This window comes from Saccharothrix mutabilis subsp. mutabilis, from assembly GCF_039521145.1.
Taxonomy (GTDB): Bacteria; Actinomycetota; Actinomycetes; order Mycobacteriales; family Pseudonocardiaceae; genus Actinosynnema; species Actinosynnema mutabilis.
Map to the genome: position 1 here is coordinate 618,494 of NZ_BAAABU010000003.1, position 22,112 is coordinate 640,605.

The 22,112-nt window shown below is 73.3% G+C and carries 22 protein-coding genes; 9 read left to right on the forward strand and 13 right to left on the reverse strand.

Annotated features, from left to right (window positions below):
* The 6 genes from ABD126_RS10505 to ABD126_RS10530 all read right to left on the reverse strand — a co-directional run bounded on the left by ABD126_RS10505 (nt 1) and on the right by ABD126_RS10530 (nt 6,580).
* Complete coding sequence (locus ABD126_RS10505; RefSeq protein WP_425542776.1) at nt 1-1,563, reverse strand: amidohydrolase; 1,563 nt, start codon at nt 1,561-1,563, stop codon at nt 1-3.
* A complete protein-coding gene (gene kdd / locus ABD126_RS10510; RefSeq protein ID WP_343933534.1) occupies nt 1,560-2,573 on the reverse strand; it encodes an L-erythro-3,5-diaminohexanoate dehydrogenase in 1,014 nt (337 codons plus the stop codon). The genes ABD126_RS10505 and kdd overlap by 4 nt, the downstream gene beginning before the upstream one ends.
* A 200-nt stretch (nt 2,574-2,773) precedes the next feature.
* A complete protein-coding gene (locus tag ABD126_RS10515) occupies nt 2,774-3,322 on the reverse strand; it encodes an EF-hand domain-containing protein (protein ID WP_343933535.1) in 549 nt (182 codons plus the stop codon).
* A 279-nt stretch (nt 3,323-3,601) separates the two neighbouring features.
* Nucleotides 3,602-5,101: a tripartite tricarboxylate transporter permease gene (locus tag ABD126_RS10520; protein ID WP_343933536.1), complete on the reverse strand. Its 1,500-nt coding sequence runs from the start codon at nt 5,099-5,101 to the stop codon at nt 3,602-3,604.
* Nucleotides 5,094-5,606: a tripartite tricarboxylate transporter TctB family protein gene (locus ABD126_RS10525; protein WP_343933538.1), complete on the reverse strand. Its 513-nt coding sequence runs from the start codon at nt 5,604-5,606 to the stop codon at nt 5,094-5,096. Before ABD126_RS10525 ends, ABD126_RS10520 begins: the two co-directional genes overlap by 8 nt.
* The gene (locus ABD126_RS10530; RefSeq protein ID WP_343933539.1) at nt 5,603-6,580 is read right to left on the reverse strand and encodes a Bug family tripartite tricarboxylate transporter substrate binding protein; all 978 of its coding nucleotides are present in this window, start codon (nt 6,578-6,580) and stop codon (nt 5,603-5,605) included. The genes ABD126_RS10525 and ABD126_RS10530 overlap by 4 nt, the downstream gene beginning before the upstream one ends.
* A gap of 154 nt (nt 6,581-6,734) precedes the next feature.
* On the opposite strand from ABD126_RS10530, the gene ABD126_RS10535 reads away from it, so the two are divergent.
* Both ABD126_RS10535 and ABD126_RS10540 read left to right on the forward strand, forming a co-directional pair.
* Complete coding sequence (locus ABD126_RS10535; protein ID WP_343933540.1) at nt 6,735-8,309, forward strand: ATP-binding protein; 1,575 nt, start codon at nt 6,735-6,737, stop codon at nt 8,307-8,309.
* The gene (locus ABD126_RS10540) at nt 8,306-8,974 is read left to right on the forward strand and encodes a response regulator (RefSeq protein WP_343933541.1); all 669 of its coding nucleotides are present in this window, start codon (nt 8,306-8,308) and stop codon (nt 8,972-8,974) included. Before ABD126_RS10535 ends, ABD126_RS10540 begins: the two co-directional genes overlap by 4 nt.
* Here the strand turns inward: ABD126_RS10540 and ABD126_RS10545 are convergent.
* The 3 genes from ABD126_RS10545 to ABD126_RS10555 all read right to left on the reverse strand — a co-directional run bounded on the left by ABD126_RS10545 (nt 8,959) and on the right by ABD126_RS10555 (nt 12,024).
* A complete protein-coding gene (locus ABD126_RS10545) occupies nt 8,959-10,509 on the reverse strand; it encodes an alpha-amylase family protein (protein WP_343933542.1) in 1,551 nt (516 codons plus the stop codon). The genes ABD126_RS10540 and ABD126_RS10545 overlap by 16 nt on opposite strands.
* Nucleotides 10,506-11,465, reverse strand: a complete 960-nt coding sequence (locus tag ABD126_RS10550; protein ID WP_343933543.1) for a TIGR03885 family FMN-dependent LLM class oxidoreductase — start codon at nt 11,463-11,465, stop codon at nt 10,506-10,508. The genes ABD126_RS10545 and ABD126_RS10550 overlap by 4 nt, the downstream gene beginning before the upstream one ends.
* Nucleotides 11,466-11,529: 64 nt before the next feature.
* Nucleotides 11,530-12,024, reverse strand: coding sequence for an FxsA family protein (locus ABD126_RS10555; RefSeq protein ID WP_343933544.1), 495 nt, complete (start codon nt 12,022-12,024; stop codon nt 11,530-11,532).
* Nucleotides 12,025-12,131: 107 nt separating this feature from the next.
* On the opposite strand from ABD126_RS10555, the gene ABD126_RS10560 reads away from it, so the two are divergent.
* Entirely contained in the window at nt 12,132-13,514 is a 1,383-nt protein-coding gene (locus ABD126_RS10560; protein WP_343933545.1) for a KamA family radical SAM protein, read from the forward strand.
* On the opposite strand, the gene ABD126_RS10565 is transcribed toward ABD126_RS10560, so the two are convergent.
* Nucleotides 13,511-14,923 carry an MFS transporter gene (locus tag ABD126_RS10565; RefSeq protein ID WP_343933546.1) on the reverse strand — a complete coding sequence of 471 codons (1,413 nt, stop codon included), beginning with the start codon at nt 14,921-14,923 and terminating at the stop codon, nt 13,511-13,513. The two genes, ABD126_RS10560 and ABD126_RS10565, sit on opposite strands and share 4 nt — an antisense overlap.
* Before the next feature lie 70 nt (nt 14,924-14,993).
* Here ABD126_RS10565 and ABD126_RS10570 point away from each other — a divergent pair, with 70 nt between their 5' ends.
* Nucleotides 14,994-15,425, forward strand: a complete 432-nt coding sequence (locus ABD126_RS10570; RefSeq protein WP_343933547.1) for a helix-turn-helix domain-containing protein — start codon at nt 14,994-14,996, stop codon at nt 15,423-15,425.
* On the opposite strand, the gene ABD126_RS10575 is transcribed toward ABD126_RS10570, so the two are convergent.
* Entirely contained in the window at nt 15,400-16,173 is a 774-nt protein-coding gene (locus ABD126_RS10575) for a CPBP family glutamic-type intramembrane protease (protein ID WP_343933548.1), read from the reverse strand. The genes ABD126_RS10570 and ABD126_RS10575 overlap by 26 nt on opposite strands.
* Nucleotides 16,174-16,307: 134 nt before the next feature.
* Here ABD126_RS10575 and ABD126_RS10580 point away from each other — a divergent pair, with 134 nt between their 5' ends.
* From ABD126_RS10580 to ABD126_RS10595, 4 genes are all read left to right on the forward strand, one after another.
* Nucleotides 16,308-17,546: a sensor histidine kinase gene (locus ABD126_RS10580; RefSeq protein ID WP_343933549.1), complete on the forward strand. Its 1,239-nt coding sequence runs from the start codon at nt 16,308-16,310 to the stop codon at nt 17,544-17,546.
* Nucleotides 17,534-18,181 carry a response regulator gene (locus ABD126_RS10585; protein ID WP_343933550.1) on the forward strand — a complete coding sequence of 216 codons (648 nt, stop codon included), beginning with the start codon at nt 17,534-17,536 and terminating at the stop codon, nt 18,179-18,181. Before ABD126_RS10580 ends, ABD126_RS10585 begins: the two co-directional genes overlap by 13 nt.
* Before the next feature lie 71 nt (nt 18,182-18,252).
* Nucleotides 18,253-19,068 (forward strand): leishmanolysin-related zinc metalloendopeptidase, encoded by an 816-nt coding sequence (locus ABD126_RS10590; RefSeq protein ID WP_343933551.1) that lies wholly within the window; start codon nt 18,253-18,255, stop codon nt 19,066-19,068.
* 24 nt (nt 19,069-19,092) lie between these two features.
* Complete coding sequence (locus tag ABD126_RS10595) at nt 19,093-19,695, forward strand: hypothetical protein (RefSeq protein WP_343933552.1); 603 nt, start codon at nt 19,093-19,095, stop codon at nt 19,693-19,695.
* On the opposite strand, the gene ABD126_RS10600 is transcribed toward ABD126_RS10595, so the two are convergent.
* The gene (locus ABD126_RS10600) at nt 19,676-19,999 is read right to left on the reverse strand and encodes a hypothetical protein (protein ID WP_343933553.1); all 324 of its coding nucleotides are present in this window, start codon (nt 19,997-19,999) and stop codon (nt 19,676-19,678) included. The two genes, ABD126_RS10595 and ABD126_RS10600, sit on opposite strands and share 20 nt — an antisense overlap.
* Before the next feature lie 287 nt (nt 20,000-20,286).
* Nucleotides 20,287-21,324: a LacI family DNA-binding transcriptional regulator gene (locus ABD126_RS10610; protein ID WP_425542778.1), complete on the reverse strand. Its 1,038-nt coding sequence runs from the start codon at nt 21,322-21,324 to the stop codon at nt 20,287-20,289.
* 63 nt (nt 21,325-21,387) lie between these two features.
* Between ABD126_RS10610 and ABD126_RS10615 the strand changes: the two genes are divergently transcribed.
* On the forward strand, nt 21,388-22,077 hold the full coding sequence (locus ABD126_RS10615) for a carbon-nitrogen hydrolase family protein (RefSeq protein ID WP_343933554.1): 690 nt from the start codon (nt 21,388-21,390) through the stop codon (nt 22,075-22,077).
* The last annotated feature ends 35 nt before the right edge of the window (nt 22,078-22,112 follow it).

The window sequence follows — 22,112 nt, forward strand, 5'->3', positions numbered from 1 at the left end:
TCACTCCCTTTCGAAGATGGTCTTGCCGCGCAACACGGTCCGCAGGCAGGTCGGGGTGGAGTCCAGGGACGGCAGGCCGGGCACGCGCGAGCGCGGGTCGGTGGACCAGCGCTGCACGCGGGAGTCCGGGGTGGTGACCTCCAACTCCCCCGCCTCCCACACCGCGTAGGTGGCGGGCGCGCCGGGCTGGAGGGTGCCGGTGATGCCGTCGTCCACGCCGGCCGCGCGCCACCCGCCGCGGGTGTGGGCGTTGAACGCGGCCCGCGGGGAGATGCCGAACCCGTCGGTGCGGTGGTGCACGGCCGCGCGGACCGCCGCCCACGGGTCCACCGCGGTCACGGGGGCGTCCGAGCCGAGCGCCAGCACCAGGCCGGCGGACGCGAGCCGCGCGAACGGGTTGAGCGCGGTGCCGCGTTCGACCCCGAGGCGCTGCGCGTACATGCCCTCGGGGCCGCCCCACTCGTGGTCGAACAGCGGCTGCACCGACGCCACCACGCCCCACGAGCCGAGCTTCGCGGCCTGCTCGGCGGTGATCATCTCGACGTGCTCCAAGCGGTGCCGGCGCGCGGCCAGGGCGGGCGCGCCCACGGTCGCGGCGGCCTTCTCGAAGCCCTCGACCACGGCGGCCATCGCGGCGTCGCCGATGACGTGGAACCCGCCCTGCAACCCCGCCCGCGTGCACGCGACCAGGTGCGCGGCGATCTCGTCGGCGGACAGGTACAGCGCGCCGGAGGTGTCGGCGTCGGCGTAGCGGTCGCACAGCGCGGCGGTGCGGGACCCCAGCGCGCCGTCCACGAACAGGTCGCCGGCCAGGCCGCGCACGGGCAGGTCGATCGGCTCGCGCGCACCCCAGTAGCCCACGACCTCGGGGCCGTCGGTGCTCGCGAGCAGGTCGGCCAGGTCGTCGCGGCTGGAGATGTCCGGGCCCGCGCACTCGTGCACCGAGGCGATGCCCATCGAGGCGGCGTGGTCCAGGAAAGCCCTCTGGGCGGCGCGGCGCTGCTCGGCGGGGATGGCGTCCTTGGCCGCACCCCGCACGAGGTGGTGCGCGGCGCGTGACAGCGGGCCGTCCGGGGACCAGCCGTCGGCGGCGCGGGCGGTCGGGGCGAGGTCCACCAGGGCGGTGGACACCAGCGCGGAGTGCACGTCGATGCGGGAGAGGTACACGGTCTTGCCGCGGGCGGCGTCGTCCAGCTCGGCGCGCGTGGGCGGGCGGTGCTCCGGCCAGCGGGTCTCGTCCCAGCCGTGGCCCCAGACCAGCGGGCCCTCGGCGGCGCGCACGGCGTCGAGCAGCTCGGTCAGCGACCGGCAGCGGGTCAGGTCCAGGCCGGTGCGCAGCAGGCCCGCGGAGGTGGCGTGGACGTGGGCGTCCACGAACGCGGGCGCGACCCACGCGCCGGCCAGGTCGACGACCTCGGCGTCGGGGTGCAGGGCGCGGCCCGCGGAGTCCTGGCCCAGCCACACCACGGTGCCGTCGGTGATCGCCATCGCGGTGGCGTCCGGCGAGGTCGGGGAGTGCACCCGGCCACCCACCAGCAGCTGGGTCCTGTTCACGGTAGTCACGCCTGTGCAGTCTGCCGGTGGTCGAACAGCGCCCGCACGGCAGGCTCGGCGCGCAGCAGGTCCAGGGCGAACTCGGCGTGACCGGGCACGTAGCCGTTGCCGACCAGCATCTCCACGTCCGCCGCGAGGCCCTCCGCGCCCAGGGCGGCGGCGGAGAAGGAGGTGGCCATGGAGAAGAACACGACCGTGCCGCCGTCGGCGGTGGCCAGGATCGCGCCGTGCTCGCAGCCCGGGACGTCCACGCACACCACGGTCACGTCGGCGGGCTTGCCCACCGCCTCCAGGACGGCGACCGGGTTGCGGGCGTCGGCGACGACCACCTCGTCGGCCAGCCCGGACGCCCGCACCCGCCGCGCTTCCGCCTCGGTCGGCACGAGCGCCACGAGCCGGGTCGCGCCGGCGCGGCGGGCGGCGGCCAGCGACAGCGACCCGGACTTGCCGCCGCCGCCCAGCACCAGCACGGACCCGGCGTTCTTGCGCCGCACGACCCGGTCGGTCAGCGCGGGCGCGCCGCACACGTCCAGCATGGACAGCGCCAGCTCGTCGGGCAGGTCGGCGGGCAGCACGGCGGCGATGGACCGGCCGAACAGCACCGCGGTGCCCGCGCACGGGACCTGCTCGGTGGCGCCGTCCCAGTCCGCCAGGCCGTCGGTGATGCGCAGCGGGGTCAGGGTGAGCGAGACCAGGGTGGCGATCCGGTCGCCGGGCTTGAGGTTCAGCGGCGAGTCCGGGCCGACCTCGCGGACGGTGCCCAGCAGCATGCCGCCCGAGCCGGTGACGGGGTTCTGCATCTTGCCGCGCTCGGCGACGATGTCCAGCACGGCGGCCTTGATCCCGTCGCCGTGCTCCTCGCGCAGCTGCCGGAAGGACGCGGCGTCCAGGTTGAGCCGCTCGACGTCCACGACGACCTCGTCCGCACCGCACCGCGGAGTGGGGTCCAACCGCCGGGCCTGCTGCGGCAGGACACCCGCCGGCTCGACGACACGGTGCAGACCGAACGGCGACGTCATGGAAATCCTTCGGCTGGGCGACTGCTGGACGCGAATATCTTCACGTGGCACGTCAAGATTGCGCAAGTATCAGTCGCTCAGGCCGCGGACAGCGGGACGAGTCACGGGTCGGCGGCCCCGGCCGGGCGGTGCACCTCGGGAAGCCGGTCACGCGAACCCCGCCTCGACCGCGTCGAGCCGCCACCACTTGTCAACCGGCGTCAGGCCCGGGGCAGGCGGCCGTAGAACCAGTTGCCCGGCACCGCCGGGTCGTCGCTGGTCCAGTACTCCACGATCGCCGTGGCCACCTCCGCCCGCGCCACCCACCCGTCGCCGTCCCGGTCCAGGTGGGCGAACGCCTCCGCCGCCTCCGCCTCCGACACGTCGGGCTGGTGGCCGCGCAGGAACGCCAGGTACTCGGTGAACCCGATCCGGCCGTCCCGGTCGGCGTCGGCCACCTCGAACACCGTCACCGCCAGGTCCGCGATCGCCCCGGCCCGCCCCGCCGCCCCGGCGACCGCCGCCGCGAACTCCTCGCGGGTGAGGCTGCCGTCGCCGTCCAGGTCGTGCGGCCGGTGCACCCGTTCCCAGATCCGGCAGTAGGCCTCGATGATCCGGTGCCCCACCGGCGACCCCGGCTCGTGCCCCAGCCCCGCCGCCGTCCGCTCCCCCATCACGACGTGGTCGTGCCAGGTGAGCCGGCCGTCCCGGTCGCCGTCGAAGCGGTCGAAGCCGTGGCGGATCTTGCGGTCGAGGAACGACGTGGACACGAGGGTCCTCCGGGTGCTCGTGGATGCGGGAAGACCCATCCTGGGAGCAACGCCGCCATGCGCGCACCGGCCGGCCCGGCAAACCAACCGATCGAGCGATCGACACCACGCCCCGCCGGCGGGCCCACACGCCGAACACCGCGCTCCGCCGCCAGGCGCACACGCCGGACCCGCTCCGCCATCAGGCGCACACGCCGCACCGCGCTCCGCCGCCGGGCGCACACGCCGGACCCGCTCCGCCGCCAGGCGCACGCGCCTGCACGCCCGGCGGCGGAACGGTCAGCCCGTCGTCGCCGGCACGCGCGGCCGGCGTCGGCGCAGCACCGCCGCCACGGTGAGCGCCGCGGCGAGCAGCACGTAGGCCGCCGCCGCGAACGGGCTGGTCACCAGGGCGGTCGGGTCGCCTTCGCTGATCTGCAGCGTCCGGCGCACCTGCTCCTCCGCCATCGGCCCCAGGATCAGGCCCACCACCAGCGGCGCCACGGGGTAGCCGTGCCGGCGCATGAAGAACCCGACCACACCGATGATCAACAGGACCACCAGGTCGTCCACCACGAAGTTCACCGCGTAGGTGCCCAGCGCGGCGAACAGCAGGATCCCCGCGTACAGGTACGGGCGCGGGATCTGCAGGACCTTCACCCAGATCTTCACCAGCGGCAGGTTGAGCACCAGCAGCATCACGTTGCCGATGTAGAGCGACGCGATCAGCGCCCACACCATCGCCGAGTTGGTGGTGAACAGCAGCGGGCCGGGCTGGATGCCGTAGCTCTGGAACGCCGCCACGATCACCGCCGCCGTCGCCGTCGTCGGCAGCCCCAGCGTCAGCAGCGGCACCAGCACGCCCGCCGCCGCCGCGTTGTTCGCCGCCTCCGGCCCGGCCACGCCCTCGATCGCGCCCTTGCCGAACTCGTCGGACCGCTTGGACAGCTTCTTCTCCGCCGCGTAGGACAGGAACGTCGAGACGTCCGCGCCGCCCGCCGGCACCGTGCCGACCGGGAACCCGATGAACGTGCCGCGCAGCCACGGCCTCCACGACCGCCGCCAGAACTCGCCGGTGTTCCACTTCCCGCCCACCGGCACCACCTCGACCGGGCCGTGCCGCAGCCGGGAGGCCACGTGGAGCGCCTCACCGACCGCGAACACGCCGACCGCGACGACCACGACGTCGATCCCGTCGGCCAGTGTCGGCACCCCGAGGGTGAACCGCGACTGACCGGACAACGTGTCCGTCCCGACCAGGCCCAGGAACAGGCCGACGCCCAGCGACGCCAGCCCGCGCGCCGGCGAGGAGCCCAGCAGCGCCGCGACCGTCGCGAACGCCACCACCATCAGCGCCACGTAGTCCGCCGGGCCCAGCGTCACCGCGACGTCGGCGATGGTCGGCGCCAACGCCGTGAGCAGCACCGTCGCGATGGTGCCCGCCACGAACGACCCGATCGCCGCCGTGGCCAGCGCCGCCGCGCCCCGGCCGGCGCGGGCCATCCGGTTGCCCTCCAGGGCGGTGACGATGGAGGACGACTCGCCGGGCGTGTTCAGCAGGATCGAGGTCGTCGACCCGCCGTACATGCCGCCGTAGTAGATGCCCGCGAAGATGATCAACGCGGCGGTCGGCTCCAGCGAGTAGGTCAGCGGCAGCAGCAGCGCCACCGTCATCGCCGGGCCGATGCCCGGCAGCACGCCCACGGCGGTGCCGAGGGTGACGCCCAGCAGGGCGTAGAGCAGGTACTCGGGCTGCGCGGCGGTCGCGAAGCCCTCCAGCAGGGCGGTGAGGCTACCCATCGAGCAGCGGCACCCCCTCGAACACGCCCGCCGGCAGCGACAGGCCCAGCCCGGACGCGAACACCACCTGCACCACCAGCGCCAGCACCACGGCCACCGCCAGCGCCTTCCACCACACCGCGCCCAACGCCCACGCCGCCCCGCAGAACAGCACGGCCGCCGCGACCGGCCAGCCGACCACGTCGATCAGCACCAGGTGCGCCACCAGCAGGGCCACCAGCTTGGCCACGGTCAGCCAGTCGGTGCGCACGGCGGTGTCGACGTCCTCGCCCTCCTCTGCCTCGCCCAGCCGGCCCCGGGCCGTGGCCACGATCGCCGCCACGCCCGTGACCAGCAACAACACCCCCACCGCGTACGGGAACGCGCGGGCGCCCACGGCGTCGCGGGTCGAGGCGATGGTGCCCGCGTCCACCAGGGTGAACACGCCCAGCGCCGCGACCAGGCCGCCGAAGACGTACTCCTCGACCTTCGCCGAGGCCTCCCGCGGTGCGGTGCCGGTGGTCACTTGACCAGGCCGATGTCCTGGAGGACCGGCTTGATGCGGCCGATCTCCACGGTGAGGAACTTGGAGAACTCGTGGCCGGTCAGGAACGTGTCGGTCCAGCCCTTCTTCTTCAGCTCCTCCTGCCACTGGGGGCCTGCGTGCATGTCGGTGATCAGCTTGACCAGCCGCTCCTTGGCCGCCGGCGAGATCGAGCCGGGCGCCACCACGCCGCGCCAGTTGATCAGCTCCACGCCGGTGCCCAGGTTCTTGAACGTCGGCACGTTCAGGTCCGGGTGCGGGTTCGCGCCGGAGGTGCCCAGGGCGCGCAGCTTGCCCGCCTTGATCTGCTCCTTGTACTCGCCGACGCCGGAGATGCCCGCGTCCACCTTCTTGCCCAGCAGCGCCGCGAGCGACTCGCCGCCGCCGGAGTAGGGCACGTAGTTGAGCTTGGCCGGGTCGATGCCCTTGGCCTTGAGCAGCATCGCGGCGAGGATGTGGTCGGTGCCGCCGGCCGAGCCGCCGGTGATCGACACGCCCTGGCCCTTCTCCTCGACGGCCTTGAGCAGGTCCTCGATGCTCTGGTGCGGCGAGTCGGCCGGGACGACGACCACCTCCTCCTCGGCGGTCAGCCGCGCGATCGGGGTGGTGTCCTCCAGCCGCTTGTCCACGCCGTTGGTCTCCACCGCGCCGACCATGACCAGGCCGGTGACCATCAGGTAGGACTCGGACTTCTCGGTGGCCAGCTTCTGCAGACCGACCGTGCCGCCCGCCCCGCCGACGTTGCTGACCTGCGCCGACTTGACCAGCCCGCCGCCGGTGACCGCGGCCTGGATGGCGCGGGCGGTCTGGTCCCAGCCGCCGCCCGGGTCGGCCGGGGCCATGATCTCCAGCTTGGTGATCTCCCCGCTCGCCGACTTCGCGCCTCCCCCACACCCCGCGAGCACCAGGCCCGCGGCGACGACCGCCGCGACCAGTCGGGTGTGCTGTGCTGCCATCGAATGCCTCCACGTTCCCACCGGGGCGTCGTCGCCCTGGTTGGGCGGGAACGGTAGGAGCGGCGCGCCGGCGCGGTAAGGCATCGGTCGTAAGGGCCGTATTGGTCGTTTAGGTCGTGGCCGGTCTCACACGGCGTGCGCCAGAATGCCTGCCATGCGTCGCCGCACCGTCCCCCTCGGGTGGTCCCTGCTCGTGTTGCAGGTGGTCATCGTGCTGGTGACGACGTGCGCGGCGGGTCTGCTGGCGGCGAAGTTGCAGTCCGACCGGATCCGGGAGGCCTACAAGGACCGGATGCTGTCGGTCGCGGAGAGCGTGGCGCGGCTGCCCACGGTCGTGGAGGCCTTCGGCGCGCCCGAGCCGTCGGCCACCATCCAGCCGTTGGCGGAGCTGATCCGCAAGGCCTCCGGCGTGACCTACGTGGTCGTCACCGACCGCAACGGGGTCCGCTACGCCCACCCGGACCCGCGGCGGATAGGGGAACGCGTCTCCACCGATCCGAGTTCGGCGTTGTCGGGCAACGTGTTCGTCGGGACCGAGACCGGCACGCTGGGCACGTCGCTGCGGGCGAAGGTGCCGATCCGCGCCGCCGACGGGCAGATCATCGGCATGGCGTCGGTCGGCATCCTGGAGAGCGAGCTGTCCGCGGACCTGGCCGAGGACCTGCCCGAGCTGATCGGCTGGCTGGCCGCCGCGGCGCTGGTGGGCGTGCTGGGCGCGGCGCTGGTGACCCAGTTGGTGCGGCGGCGGACGTTCAAGTTGGAACCGGCCGAGATCGCGCAGTTGCTGGAGACCCGCGACGCGATGCTGCACGGCATCCGCGAGGGCGTGGTCGCCGTGGACGACCGGGAGCGGTTGGCGCTGGTCAACGACGAGGCGGTGCGCCTGCTCGGCCTGACCGAGGACCCGACCGGCCGGCCCGCGGCCGAGGTGCTGGAGGACGGCGGCCTGCTCGACCTGGCCCGCGGCGTGGACGACGTGGCCGACCGGTTGGTGCTGGCCGGCGAACGGGTCCTGGTCGCCAACCGCATGACCGCCAAGACCCACGGCCGCCCGGTGGGCGTGGTGCTGACGTTGCGCGACCGGACCGAGCTGCACGACGCGTTGCGGCAGCTCGACGGGCAGCGGACGGTCACCGAGGTGCTGCGCGCGCAGGCGCACGAGTTCTCCAACCACCTGCACGTGATCGGCGGCCTGGTCGAGCTGGACCGGCGGGCGGAGGCGGTGGCCTACATCGAACGCGTCGGCGGGACGGGCTCGCTGACCTCGGACATCATCTCCGGCGCGGTCGCCGACCCGGCGCTGGCGGCGCTGCTGCTGGCCAAGTCGTCCACCGCGCACGAGCGGGGCGTGGCGCTGCGGCTGGACCCGTCCTCGGCGGTCGCGGCCCGCACCGGTGACGACGCGTTGACGGTGCTGGGCAACCTGGTGGACAACGCGGTCGACGCGGTGGACCCGGGCGGGACGGTGCGGGTGCTGGTGCGGTCGTCGTCGGACGGGGTGCGGATGGTCGTGGACGACGACGGCCCGGGGGTCGAGCACTCGCAGCGGGGGCGGATCTTCACGTTGGGCGTGAGTTCGAAGGCGCCGGAGGGCGCGCACGGGCGGGGGATCGGGTTGGCGTTGGTGTCCCGGGTGGTCACGCGGCGCAGTGGTCGGGTGGAGATCTCCGACTCGGAGCTGGGCGGCGCGTCGTTCGACGTGTGGCTGCCGGATGGAGGTGTCCGATGACCGTGCGGACGTTGGTGGTGGACGACGACTTCGCGGTGGCCGCCGTGCACCGGGCGTTCCTGGAGGCGCTGCCGGAGTTCACGGTCGTGGGCGAGGCGCACGGCGGCGGTGAGGCGCTGCGGGCGGTGGAGTCGTTGCGGCCGGACCTGGTGCTGCTGGACATCCACCTGCCCGACATCTCGGGCTTGGAGGTGCTGGCGCGGCTGCGGTCGCGGTCGGGGCCGCCGGTGGACGTCATCGCGGTGACGGCGGCGCGGGAGCGGGAGACCGTGCGGCAGGCCATGTCCCGGGGCGTGGACCACTACCTGGTCAAGCCGTTCACCCGCACGGCTTTCCTCGATCGGATGCGGGAGTACCTGGCGCGGCGGCTGGAGGTGCAACGGCTCGGGCAGTGGCTGGACCAGGACGAGGTGGACCAACTGTTGCAGCACCGGCCGCGGTCGGGCCTGCCGAAGGGGTTGTCGGCGGTGACGCTGCGGTTGGTGACCGAGGCGCTGCGGGACAGCCCGACGGACCTGTCGGCGCAGGAGGTCGGGGAGCGGGCCGGGTTGTCCCGCGTCAGCGCCCGCCGCTACCTGGAACACCTGGTGGCGGTGGGCAAGGCGGAAGTCCAACCCCGCTACGGGATGGCCAACCGCCCCGCCCACGGCTACCGGTTGACCTGAGCCCCGTCCGCCCAGGCGCGCAGCCAGCGGCACCCGTAGGGCTCCAGCGCGACCTTCGGCTTCACCGGCTCCTCGGTGAACACGTCGGTCAGCTCACCCTCCACACTGGACAGGTCGACCTGGACCTCCGCGTCGCCCAGGTTGTGCACCGCCACCACCGTCCCGCCGTCGATGTCGCACCGGTGCGCCAACACCCCCGGCTCCGGAGCGTCGATCACCTGGAACGTCCCCCAGGCCAGCTCCGGGCAGTCCCGATACCCCTTGATCAACTTCTTGATCCACGCCAACAGCGACCCGTCGTCGTGGCGCTGCTCCCGAGCCGCGTCCCACCACATCGGGGTCCGCACGGCCAGCCGCCCCTCCTGCGACAGGTCCTCGGTCATGCCGACTTCCTCGCCGTAGAACAACACCGGCGTCCCCGGAAGCGTGAACAGCAGGCTGTAGACCATCTTGATGCGCCGCAGGTCACCGCCCAGCATGGACGGCAGGCGTCGGCGCAACCCCCGCCCGTACAGCTGCATGTCCGGATCCGGCCCGAAGGCGTCGAAGACCTCCTGCCGCTCCGACTCGGTCAGCTTGTCCAGCGTCAACTCGTCGTGGTTGCGCACGAACGTCGCCCAGTGGCAGTCGCGCGGCGGCAGGGGGCGTTCCTTCAACGCATGGGTCAACGGGCTGGCGTCCTTGCGGGCCAACGACAGGTACATCTGCTGCATGCCGATGAAGTCGAAGCACATGTGCAGCTCGTCGCCGACGCCGTCGACACTGCCGAAGAACTTCATCGTGTCGGTGTAAGGCAGGTTCACCTCACCCAACAGCACACCCTCACCGTTGCGCCGCGACAGGAACGCCCGCAGGTCGCACAGGTAGTCGTGCGGGTCGGGCAGGTCCTGGACCGGGGCCTCCAGCAGGAACGGCACCGCGTCCACGCGGAACCCCGACAGGCCCAGCTCCATCCAGAACCCCATGACGCGGGCGATCTCGTCGCGCACCTCGGGGTTGGCGACGTTGAGGTCCGGCTGGTGTTTGTAGAACCGGTGCAGGTAGTACTGGCCGGTCTTCTTGTCCAGCTCCCACAGGGACTTCTCCTGGTCGGGGAAGACCACGCCCTTCTCCGCGTCCGGCGGCGGCTGGTCGCGCCACACGTACCAGTCGCGGCGCGGGTTGTCCCGCGACGACCGGGCTTCCTCGAACCACGGGTGCTGGTCGGAGGTGTGGTTGACCACCAGGTCGGCGATCACGCGCATGCCGCGGTCGCGGGCGGTGCGGACGAACTCCACGAAGTCGCCGTGCGTGCCCAGGCGCGGGTCCACGCCGTAGAAGTCGGTGATGTCGTAGCCGTCGTCGCGGTCGGGCGAGGGGTAGAACGGCATCAGCCAGACGCACGTCACGCCCAGGTTGTGCAGGTGGTCGATCTTCTGGGTCAGGCCGCGGAAGTCGCCGTGGCCGTCGCCGTCGGAGTCGTGGAAGGTCTCCACGTCCAGGCAGTAGACGACGGCGTTCTTCCACCACAGGTCGGCGGTCCGGGTGAGCTTCACCGGCCCACCTCCGGCAGGACGTGCTCGCCGAACGCGTCGAGGAACCGGTCCTGCTCCTGGCCGACGTGGTGCAGGTAGATCTCGTCGAAGCCCAGCTCGACGTACCCGGTGATCCGCGCGGCGTGCTCGGCGAGGTCGGCGGAGACGTTGACGGTGCGCGCGACCTGCTCGGGGGTGACGTCCGCGGAGATCACGTCGAACTGCTCGGCGGTGTCGACGTCCCAGCACACCGGCGGGGCGAACACGTTGGACCGCCACTGCTCGTGCGCGGTGGCCAGGGCCTGTTCCTCGGTGGGCGCCCAGCTCAGGTGCACCTGCAGGCACAGCTTGCCGATGCCGCCCGCGCCCCGGTACGCCTCGACGACCTTGCGCAGGTGCTCGACGGGCCCGTTGACGGTGATCAGCCCGTCGGCCCACTCGGCGTGCTGCCGCGCGGTCTCCACGCTGACCGCCGCGCCCAGCAGCTTGGGTGGCTCCCCTGGCCGCGTCCAGACGCGGGCGCGGTCGACGGTGACCAGGCCGTCGTGGCTGACCTCCTCGCCGTTGAGCAGCGCGCGGATGACGTCGACGCACTCGCGCAGCCGGGCGGTGCGGACCTCCTTGCGGGGCCACCGCTGCCCGGTGATGTGCTCGTTGCTGGCCTCACCGGTCCCCAGCGCGGCCCAGAACCGGCCGGGGTACATGGCGGCGAGCGTGCCGATGGCCTGCGCGATGACCGCGGGGTGGTACCGCTGCCCCGGCGCGTTGACCACGCCGAACGGCAGGCTGGTGCCCTCCAGGGCCGCGCCGAGCCACGACCAGGCGAACCCGGACTGGCCCTGGCGGGCGCTCCACGGCGAGAAGTGGTCGGACGACATGGCGGCGTCGAACCCGACCTGTTCCGCGCGCTTCACGGCCCTGAGCAGCTCGGACGGGTGAACTTGCTCGTGCGAGGCGTGCACACCGATGACCGTCATGGCTTGTGTGGTACCCGCGACGGCCGGCCGTGACACCGCGCGATCGGCGGGACCGGGGCGGCGGTCAGGTCAGTTCGGGGCGCTGCGCGGGTTTCGGGTCGGCTGGGCGGATGTCGTCTGGGCGGATGTCGACCACGTCGCCGTCGATCACCACGCCGCCGGCGGTCGGCGGGCGGCCGTAGCGCAGGTTCAGGGTCATCTCGCGTTCGCGCTGTTCGGAGCGGCGGGCGATGCGCCTGCTGATCAGGCGGCGGGTGGGCGGGAAGAGCAGGAACAGGCCCGCCACGTCGCTGAGGAAGCCCGGCACGATGATCAGGAAGCCGGCCGCCGCGATGAGGACGCCGTCGGCGATCTCCTGGTGGGGCGCGCGGCGGGTGCGCATGGCCTCGGCGAAGGCCGCCATCGTGCGCGCGCCCTCCCGGCGCATGAGCACCGAGCCGACGACGCCGCCGAGGACCAGCAGCCCGAGCGTGGGCAGGAAACCCCACGTCCCGGCCGCCCACACCAAGGTCAGCAACTCGACGGCGAGACCGATCAGCACTACCGCGAACACGCGCATACCCGACCAACGAACGAACGGCCCAAAACTCTCCCTGCCGAAATATTTACGTCGAACGGCCCCTCTGGCAGCATATCTTTACGCCACTCAACGGGTAGGGAGCATGGATGACTGCGCTACACGACGTCGTGCCCGCGGTGCCGCGACCCGACCTCCAGCCGTACACCTACGTCCGTCGCGAGCTGATCGAGCCCGACTGGCGGCGGTTCCCCGGCTGGCGGCAGGTCACCGACGCCCAGTGGCGGGACGCCCAGTGGCAGCGGGTGAACTGCGTGAAGAACGTCAAGCAGCTGCGCACCGTGATGGGTGACCTGCTCGACGAGCGGTTCTACGACGAGTTGGCCGCCGACCAGGCCGACCTCGCCACGATGTCCATGCTGGTGCCGCCGCAGATGCTCAACACCATGGCGCCCGACGCCGCGCCCGCGGACTTCACCGACGCGTTCTTCGCCGACCCGGTGCGCCGGTACATGATCCCGGTCCGCTCCGACCGCGACCCGCACTGGCCGAGCCACCCCCACTCGTCGCGGGACTCGCTGCACGAGGCGGAGATGTGGGTGGTCGAGGGCCTGACCCACCGCTACCCGACCAAGGTGCTGGCCGAGCTGGTCTCCACGTGCCCCCAGTACTGCGGGCACTGCACGCGCATGGACCTGGTCGGCAACTCCACCCCGCAGGTGCAGAAGCACAAGCTGCTGCTCAAGCCGGTGGACCGGCAGGACCAGATGATCGACTACCTGAAGCGCACGCCGGGCGTGCGGGACGTGGTGGTCTCCGGCGGCGACGTGGCGAACGTGCCGTGGCCGCAGCTGGAGTCGTTCCTGATGCGGCTGCTGGACATCGAGACCGTGCGCGACGTCCGGCTGGCCACCAAGGCGCTCGCCGGGCTGCCGCAGCACTGGCTCCAGCCGCGCGTCGTGGAGGGCATGGAGCGCGTGGCCCGCACCGCCCACCGCCGCGGCGTGAACCTGGCGATCCACACCCACGTCAACCACGCGCAGTCGGTGACCCCGCTGGTCGCGGAGGCGGCGCGGACGGCGCTGGACGTCGGCGTGCGGGACGTGCGCAACCAGGGCGTACTGATGAAGGGCGTCAACGCGACGCCGGACGACCTGCTCGACCTGTGCTTCGCGTTGCAGGGCGAGGCGAACATCCTGCCGTACTACTTCTACATGTGCGACATGATCCCCAACGCCGAGCACTGGCGCGTGGCGGTGTGGGAGGCGCAGGAGTTGCAGCACGCGATCATGGGCTACCTGCCCGGCTACGCGACGCCGCGCATCGTGTGCGACGTGCCGTACGTGGGCAAGCGGTGGGTGCACCAGGTCGCCGAGTACGACCGCGAGCTGGGCATCTCGTACTGGACCAAGAACTACCGCACCGGCATCGAGCTGGAGGACCCGGACGCCCTCGACCGCCGGTACCCGTACTACGACCCGATCTCGACGTTGGGCGAGGCCGGTCGCGCCTGGTGGTCGAAGCAGGCCTAGCGCGTGACGGGGTCCCGGTGGTCGTCCACCGGGACCTCTTCGCGTGGCAACGCTTTCAGCGCTACCGCTGCGGCCCCGAGGGTGGTGGCGCAGGCCCCGGCCACGGCGGCGGGGGTGTTGCCGGCGGCAGCCGCTCCGGCCAGCGCGCCCGCGAACGTCGCCACCGCCTCACCGGTGAACACCGCCGCGCCGACCCGGCCGAGGACGGCGTTCGGGGTGAGGCGTTGCAGGAGGGTCTGGGTGGTGGTGAGCGCGGCCGACCCGAACGCGCCCACCACCACCGCCGCGCCGAGAGCGGTCGGCACGGTGGGTGCGGCGAACAGCAGCGCGCAGCCCGCCGCAGTGCCGGTGAGCGCGCCGCCGAGCAGCGGGGCCGGCCGGCGGCGGAGGCGGTGGGTCGCGGGTGCGCCGAGCAGGAAGCCGACGCCGAGACCGGACAGCACCAGGCCGGTCTCGGTGGGGCCGCCGAGCGCGGTGGCGGTGTGCGGGACGAGCAGCGCGGTGAGGGCGGCGTTCGCGCCCAGGAAGAGCACGGTGACCAGGAACAACGCGCCGGCCGTCCGATCGCGGCGCAGGAACCGCGCGCCCGCGAGCAGGTCGCGCCAGCGCCTGGGGTGCGGCCTCCGGCCCCCGTCTCCATTCTCCCACGGGGGTACGACATTCAAGCCTGAGCGCCCCTGGGGCTCATTCTCGCACGAAGGTACGACAGTCGGGCTTGGGCGCCCCTGGGGCTCATTGTCCCACGGAGGTACGACAGTCGGGCTTGAGCGCCCCCGGGACTCATTGTCCCGCACGGGTACGACAGTCGGCTCTGAGCGCCCCTGGGGTCCATTGTCCCGGCGGGGTACGACAGTGCGGCTGATGGCGAGGGCGGAGAGCAGGTAGCTCAGCACGTCCAGGGCCACCAGCGCCTCCCAGCCCGCCACGCCCAGCAACACACCCCCCAAGGGCGCGCCGACCAGGCGGATCGTGCCGTCGGTCGCGGTGGTGAGGGAGTTCGCCGCCGACAGCAGCGGGCCGGTGCCCACGATCGCCGGCACGTGGGCCTGCACGGCCGGGCGGAACACCGCCGTGCCGACGCCCTCCAGCACCAGCGCCACGTACACCAGCCACACGTCGTCCGCCTCGCGCACCAGCAACAACAGCGCCACCGCCGCCGCCCGCAGCACGTCCGCCGCCACCAGCACCGCCCGCCGGTCCCACCGGTCCACCACGGCCCCGGCCGCCGCACCCAGGACCACCGGCGGCAGGAACTCGGCGGCCAGGGTCAAGCCGGCGGCGGTGGGCGAGCCGGTCAGGTGCAGGACGTGCAGGGGCACGGCCACCACCAGCAGCCACGTCCCCAGCGCACCCACGGCCCGGCCCGCCCACAGCAGCCGGAAGTCCCGCACCCGCAACGCCACGAACACCGGCAGCCCCCTCTGCGCTATCCTCACAAGATAGCCAGCGGGTGAAGTGTTCTGTCAAGATGAGGTGGCGATGGGTCTCGGAGCACGGCTGCGGGCGTTGCGCGCGGCCAGTGGGCGCACGGTCGCGGCGGTGGCGGCGGACGCCGGGTTGTCCGTCCCGTACGTGGCGAACCTGGAGAACGACCGGGGCAACCCGACCGTCGACGCGTTGCGCCGCCTCGCCGAAGCCCTCGGCACGACGCTCAACGTCGACCTCGGCCCCTCCCCCGCCCCACCCGAACTGCCCGCGAGCCTGGTCCGGCTGGGACGCGGCACGCGGTTCCGGCAGGACGTGGCGACACTCGCCCACCACACCGGCGCACCCGAGGACGAACTCGCCGCCGCCCTGCTCGACGTCCTCGCCCGCCTGGGCCGCCTGACCGGCCGCGAACCCGCCGAACGCGACTGGCACCGCCTGCTCGACGCGCTCCTCCTGGTCACCGCCCACCCGTCCGACCGGTGACCAGCAGCCACCCCGCCACCACCGCGACCGGCACGCTCAGCACCACCGTCACCACGGTCGCCTCCACCCCCGGCAGCAGCGCCCCGACCAGCAGCGACAGCACCATGTTGTTGCCCGCGTGGGCCAGGCTCGCCGTCCACACCGTGCCGCTGGCCAGGCGCAACCAGCTCAGCACCACCTCCTGGCACAGGAACGACACCGTCCACACCGACAGTCCGATCAGGACGTTGTCGAACCGGATGTAGTCGGTGAACGCCAACGGGTAGTGCCACACCGCCCAGATCAACCCGGTCGCGAGCGTCGCCGCCGTCGGCCGGCCCGGGAACAGCCGCAGCCGCAGGTAGCTGGTCCACCCGAACTCCTCGCCCCAGTACACCGGCGTCAACAGCGGCACCGCGACCAGCAGCACCACGACCGACGACCAGTCCGGCGGGGCGAGACCCAGCCCGAACGCCACGGCGACCCCCGCCGCCACCGCCACCATCGCGAACGGCGCCAGCCACGCCAGCAGGTAGTGCCGCCACGCCTGCCGCAACCGCAACGCCAGGCCGGCGTCGGCGAACCCCTCCCCGCGCAGCCGCACCACCAGCGCCGCGATCGCCGGCGTGAACGCGAACGGCAGCTGCACCCACGGGCTGACCAGCGAGTACCCGAGCACGGCCGCGCCGATCATGCCCGCCCAGGAGAAGGCGAAGGTCAGCAGGAGGAACACCCGGACGCCTCGGGTCCGGGTCGCGGTGATCGTCATGCCGGTCAGCCAACCCCGGCACCGGCCGGTCGATCACTACCCCTGGACGGCGTCGCGGGGGTATGGCCAGGCCTACCCCGGGACTACGCGCGAACCCACCGACAGCGCGCCCCGCCTGCACTAGCGTCGCCCGGGTGATCTTCTGGAAAGCGTTGCGGCGGCGGGACTTCCCGCTCACCCGGTGGCCGTGGCGGGCGTTGGCGTTCGTGGCGGGCACGCCGGTCGTGGCCGCCGTCGTCGCGGTGCCGGTCGGGCTGTTGAGCCTGCCGGGGTTCCTGGCGTTGTCGCCCACGCAGTCGGTCGGTGCGCGGGTGGCGTTCGCGGTGGTCGGGTTGGCGGTGGTGGGCGCGGGGCTGCCGTGGGTGGCGCGTCCGCTCGCGCGGCTGGAGCGGCGGCGGTTGCGGCTGCTCGACCCGCGGCTCGTGCCGCACCACCGGCCCACCGGGTACCGGGACGCGGCGACGTGGCGGGAGGTCGCCTACGCCGTGCTGCTGCTGACGTTGGGGCCGCTGGTGTACGTGCCGGCGTTCCTGGTCGCGGCTTCGCCGTTCGTGCTGCTGGCCGGACCGTTGTTGGTGATGGGCGAGGACGGTCCGGTGGCGTTGGGGTTCGTGGTGACGGACTCGGTCGCCGAGTCGTTCGGGTATGCGGCGATCGGGTTGGCGGTGCTGCCGGTGGTGCCCTACGTGTGGTCGCTGGTCGCCGCCGCGCACGCCGCCGTCACGCGGGCGTTGCTGCACGACGACGAGCGGCTGGTGGAGGTGGCGCGGTCGCGGGCGCGGCTGGTGGACGGGTTCGACGCCGAGCGGCGGCGCATCGAGCGCGACCTGCACGACGGTGCGCAGGAGAAGTTGGTCGGGTTGACGCTGCGGCTGGGCCTGGCGCGGCTGGACGTGCCCGCCGACTCCCCCGCGCACGAGCACGTCACGCGGGCGCACGAGGAGGCGAAGCGGCTGATGGCCGAGCTGCGGGAACTCGTGCGCGGCATCCACCCGAAGGTGCTGGCCGACCGGGGGTTGGCGGCGGCGCTGGAGGACCTCGCCGACCGGGGACCGGTGCCGGTGGACGTCCGCGCCGACCTGCCCCGGCTGCCGCCGCACGTCGAGTCCACCGCGTACTTCGTGGTCGCCGAGGCGCTGACCAACGTCGCCCGGCACAGCGGCGCGTCGTCGGCGTCGGTCACCGCGTCCACCCTGGACCGGGTGCTGGTGGTGGAGGTGCGCGACGACGGGCGCGGCGGGGCCGACCCGGCGGACGGGACCGGGCTGACCGGCCTGGCCGACCGGGTCGCGGTGCTCGACGGGCGGATGGCGCTGTCCAGCCCGGCCGGCGGGCCCACGGTGGTGCGGGTGGAGCTGCCGTGGTCCGCGTAGTCCTGGCCGAGGACGGCGTGCTGCTGCGCGAGGGGTTGGCGGGCCTGCTGGCGCGGTTCGGCCTGGACGTGGTCGCCGCCGTCGGGGACGCCGACGCGCTGCTCGCGGCCGTCGCCCGGCACCGGCCCGACCTGGTGCTGACCGACGTGCGGATGCCGCCGGGGTTCAGCGACGAGGGCCTGCGCGCGGCCGTGGCGTTGCGCCGCGACCACCCGGGCCTGCCGGTGGTGGCGCTGAGCCAGTACGTGGACCGGGGCCTGGCCGCCGACCTGCTCGACGCGGGCGGCGGCGTCGGCTACCTGCTCAAGGACCGGGTGGTCGACGTGGAGGACTTCGCGGCCACCCTGCACCGCGTGGCCTCCGGCGGCACGGCCGTGGACCCGGAGGTCGTGCGCCGGCTCCTGTCCCGCCGCCGAGACCCCCTGGACCGCCTCTCGCCCCGCGAACGCGAAGTCCTGTCCCTGCTCGCGGAAGGCCTGTCGAACACCGCCATCGCCCGCCGGTTGGTCGTCAGCGAGGCGGCCGTGGGCAAGCACGTGGGCAACATCCTGGCCAAGCTCCACCTCCCGCCGGACGACGACACCAACCGCCGCGTCCTCGCCGTTCTGACGTATCTCCGTAGTCCGAACGGGTGAACCTCCGTTACGCCTTGCGGTCGCGGACGACAGAACAGGCACACGACCCGCGGCCGATTGGGGACGGGATCATGGCCGAGTACGAAGTCTACGAAGCGCGTGCCGACGCCGGACGCGCGCTGGAAGTCGCCGAGACGACCTCGCCGTTCACCATCACGGTGAAGTTCGTCGGCGGCTTGAGCGAGACGCAGAAGGCGGCGTTCAAGCGGGCCGCCGACCGGTGGGCGCGGATCATCGTCGGGGACCTCCCCGACGTCACCCTCGACGGCGAGCGGATCGACGACGTGCTGATCCTCGCCGAGGGGACCGCGATCGACGGCGTCGGGAACGTGCTCGGCGAAGCCGGGCCGACGCACGTCCGGGTGGGTGGGCCGCCGTGTCGCGGGGTGATGCGGTTCGACTCCGCCGACCTCGCGCAGATGGAGGGCGAGGGCACGCTGGTGGACGTCATCACCCACGAGATGGGGCACGTGCTGGGCATCGGCACGCTCTGGGAAGGGCTCGTGGCCGGCCCCGGTTCGCCGGACCCCCGCTACACCGGGCGCGTGGCGATGGTCGAGTACGAGGCGTTGCAGGGCGACGGCGAGTTCGAGACGGTGCCGGTGGAGAACGAGGGCGGCGACGGCAGCCGGGACAGCCACTGGCGCGAGTCGGTGTTCCGCAACGAGCTGATGTCCAGCGCGATCGGCGGGGTCGGCAACCCGATCAGCCGCCTGACCGCCGCCTCGCTGATCGACCTGGGCTACCGGGTGGACCTCGACGCCGCCGAACCGTACCGGCTGCCGACCGGCGGCCCGGAAGCCGTCGAACCGGTGCGGCGGCGCGGGAAGTTCCTGCGGCCCGCGACCACGGTGGTGGCCCCGGAGGAATCCGCTCCCGCCACCTGACCGCGGTGACCTACGCTGCCGCGGGTGACCGACACCGTGACCCTGTGGCGGCCGACCGGGCAGGCCGAGCTGGACCTCGTGGCCGCCTCCGGGTGGCGCGCCTGGCCGCCGCGCCTGCCCGACCAGCCGATCTTCTACCCGGTGGCCAACCGCTGGTACGCGGTGAAGATCGCGCGCGAGTGGAACGTGCCCGCCGAAGGGGTCGGGTACGTGACCCGGTTCGACGTGGACGCCGCGTTCCTGGCCCGCTACCCCGTGCAGCAGGCGGGCGGTCGGGACGTGCTGGAGCACTGGGTGCCCGCCGAGGACCTGGACGAGTTCAACGCCCACATCGTCGGACCGATCGTCCGCGACGCCGAGTTCCGGGCCGGGGTGGACGGCCCCGACCTGCCCGCCGCGTGGCGCGAACACCTGGCGGGCGAGTCGTGGTTGCGGGCCGGGTTCCTGGCCGACGGCACGTTCCTGACGGTCTTCCGGCCGGACGAGACGTCCACTGTGGGCGGTGGGCTCGTGGTCGGTGTGGACGGTGACGGGCGGCCGGTCGTGCTGGACGCCGCGACCGGCGCCGTCACCCTCGGCGAGCGGCGCTACGACCTGGCCGCGTTCGTCACCCTGCTCGACCGGTGAGCAGGCCGTTCATCAGGCCGTAGTCCACCACGCCCGCCGCCACCGCCCGGTCCAGGTGTCCCCCGTCGGCCGCGCCCAGGCTCCACGACACGCCCGCGGTGCCGGTGAAGCTGAACTCCACGCTCACCCCGGTGGCCTTGGCCGCCTCCTCCAGCACGGGCCGCATGTCGGCCAGCTCGCTGCCCGCCAGGACGCGCAGCGTGCCCGGTTCGGCCGGGCCGACCGGCTGCCCGGGGTCGGCCGGGTCGTCGGTGCACGCCGTCAGCAGCCCCGCCACCAGCAGGAACGCCAGTGCCTTCCTCATCGGTCCCCCTCGTGCGAGCGCCGCAGGTGCTCCTCGGCGCGGCGGATCTCCCGCGACAGCGACTCCACGGTCGCGGCCATCGTCCGCACGGCCTCGGCGCGGTGGCCGTCGACCGCGTGTCGCGCTGGATCTTCTGCGCGGCCGGGGAGGAGGAGGGGAAGGCGAACTCGTACTTGCCGAGGTCCACGGTGGTGGCGATCTGCCGCGAGCCGGCCGGATGGACAACCGGCGCTTCAGGGCGGCTTGGAGGGTCGGCGGTCGGGTCGGCGGTCGGGTCGGGCGGAAGCTCAGGTGGGACGGCCGCGGCGGCTGGACTCGCGGACCACCAGCTCGGGCCGGAACTGGACGTGCCGGTGCGTGTGCTCCCCCGGAGCCATCGTCTCCTCGATCACCAACGACGCCGCCGTCCGCCCGATCAACTCCCGTGGCTGCCGCACCGACGTCAACGGCACGGCCGCCGCAGCCGCGAAGTCGATGTCGTCGTACCCCACCACCGCCATGTCGGCCGGCACCCGCACCCCCTCCCGCACCAGCACCTGGAGCAACCCCAACGCCACCAGGTCGTTGGCGCAGAACACGGCGTCCGGTCGCACGTCCCGCTCCAGCAACGCCCGCGCCACCCGCTGCCCGGCCGCCACGTTCAGCGCCGGCACGCGCACCTCCTCCAGCTCCCGCCCGGCCACCCGCGCGGCCTCGGCCGCGCCCGCCCACCGCTGCCGCGCCTGGTGCAGGTTCTCCGGCCCGTTCACCATCACGATCCGCCGGTAGCCCTCGGTGATCAGGTGCGTCAGCGCCAACCGCCCGCCGGCGCGGTCGTCCACGGCCACCGAGCACAGGTCCGGGTTGTCGGTCGGGTGGTCCAGCAGCACGACCGAAAGGCCTCGCGAGCGCAGTCGCCGGACCGGGGCGTCGGTGTCCACGGGGGTGATCAGCACGCCGTGCACGCGCTGCTCGGCCAGCAGCTCCACGTGCCGGGCCTCGCGCTGGGCGGAGTCGTCGCTGTTGCACAGGATGACCGCGTGGCCCGCGTCGCTGGCGGTGTCCTCGACGCCCCGGGCGACGTCGGTGAAGAACGGGTTGCCCACGTCCAGGACGACCAGGCCGATGGCGCGGGGTGTGCCCGAGCGCAGCTGGCGGGCGGCGTCGTTGCGGACGAACCCGAGTTCGTTGATCGCGCCCAGGACGCGTTCGCGGGTCGCCGGCGCGACCAGGTCGGGCCGGTTGAGCACGTTGGACACGGTGCCCACCGACACCCGCGCCCGCGTCGCCACGTCCCGGATGCTCACCGGTGCGCCCACCGCACACCCCTTCTCCCGCTCGGGCAAAGCGCGCAGTGTACCCACGGGCAGCGCTCCCACATGCGCGTTTGCCGGATAGGCTGCGCACCCGTGCAACCCCTCGCGATCGCCGTGGCCCAGCCGCCGAGCCACCCCTACGACGTAGCGGCCAACGCGCGGGCCCACGCCGAGGTCGTCCGCGCGGCCGGCGCCCGGGTGGTCGTCTTCCCCGAGCTGTCCCTGACCGGCTACCACCTCGACGCGCCGACCCTCGACCCCGCCGACCCGCGCCTGGAACCGCTGGTCACGGCGTGCGCGCAGACCGGGTCGATCGCCCTGGCCGGCGCACCGGTGGACGGCCCGCACATCGCGGTGCTGGCGGTCGACGGCACGGGCGCGTCCGTCGCCTACCGCAAGATGTGGCTGGGCGATCAGGAAGCGCGCCGGTTCCGGCCCGGCACCACCCCGGGCGTGCTCACCGTCGACGGCCGGCGCCTGGGCCTGGCCGTGTGCAAGGACACCATGACCGAACAGCACGCCACCGACACCGCCGCCGCCGGCGTGGACGCCTACGTCGCCGGCACCCTCAAGCCCGACACCCTCGCCGACGCCCAGTGGGACCGGGCCCGCGCGATCGCCGTCGAGCACGGCCTGTGGGTGGCGGTGGCGAGCTTCGCCGGCTCGACCGGCGAGGGCTTCACCTCGGCGGCGGGTCGTTCGGCGGTGTGGTCGCCCGCGGGTGACCTGGTGGCGTCGGCCGGTCCGGAGGTCGGCGCGGTCGTCCGCGCCACGTTCGCCTGATCGCCTGCGCCACCCCGACGTGGTTGCATCTCCCG

Bases quoted from the DNA above. Each gene is read 5' to 3' on its own strand.
- ABD126_RS10570 (WP_343933547.1), top strand. From the start codon at position 14,994: ATGGGTCTCGGAGCACGGCTGCGGGCGTTGCGCGCGGCCAGTGGGCGC.
- ABD126_RS10575 (WP_343933548.1), bottom strand. From the start codon at position 16,173: ATGACGATCACCGCGACCCGGACCCGAGGCGTCCGGGTGTTCCTCCTG.
- ABD126_RS10530 (WP_343933539.1), bottom strand. From the start codon at position 6,580: ATGGCAGCACAGCACACCCGACTGGTCGCGGCGGTCGTCGCCGCGGGC.
- ABD126_RS10590 (WP_343933551.1), top strand. From the start codon at position 18,253: ATGGCCGAGTACGAAGTCTACGAAGCGCGTGCCGACGCCGGACGCGCG.
- ABD126_RS10600 (WP_343933553.1), bottom strand. From the start codon at position 19,999: ATGAGGAAGGCACTGGCGTTCCTGCTGGTGGCGGGGCTGCTGACGGCG.
- ABD126_RS10535 (WP_343933540.1), top strand. From the start codon at position 6,735: ATGCGTCGCCGCACCGTCCCCCTCGGGTGGTCCCTGCTCGTGTTGCAG.
- kdd (WP_343933534.1), bottom strand. From the start codon at position 2,573: ATGACGTCGCCGTTCGGTCTGCACCGTGTCGTCGAGCCGGCGGGTGTC.
- ABD126_RS10555 (WP_343933544.1), bottom strand. From the start codon at position 12,024: ATGCGCGTGTTCGCGGTAGTGCTGATCGGTCTCGCCGTCGAGTTGCTG.
- ABD126_RS10550 (WP_343933543.1), bottom strand. From the start codon at position 11,465: ATGACGGTCATCGGTGTGCACGCCTCGCACGAGCAAGTTCACCCGTCC.
- ABD126_RS10540 (WP_343933541.1), top strand. From the start codon at position 8,306: ATGACCGTGCGGACGTTGGTGGTGGACGACGACTTCGCGGTGGCCGCC.
- ABD126_RS10560 (WP_343933545.1), top strand. From the start codon at position 12,132: ATGACTGCGCTACACGACGTCGTGCCCGCGGTGCCGCGACCCGACCTC.
- ABD126_RS10520 (WP_343933536.1), bottom strand. From the start codon at position 5,101: ATGGGTAGCCTCACCGCCCTGCTGGAGGGCTTCGCGACCGCCGCGCAG.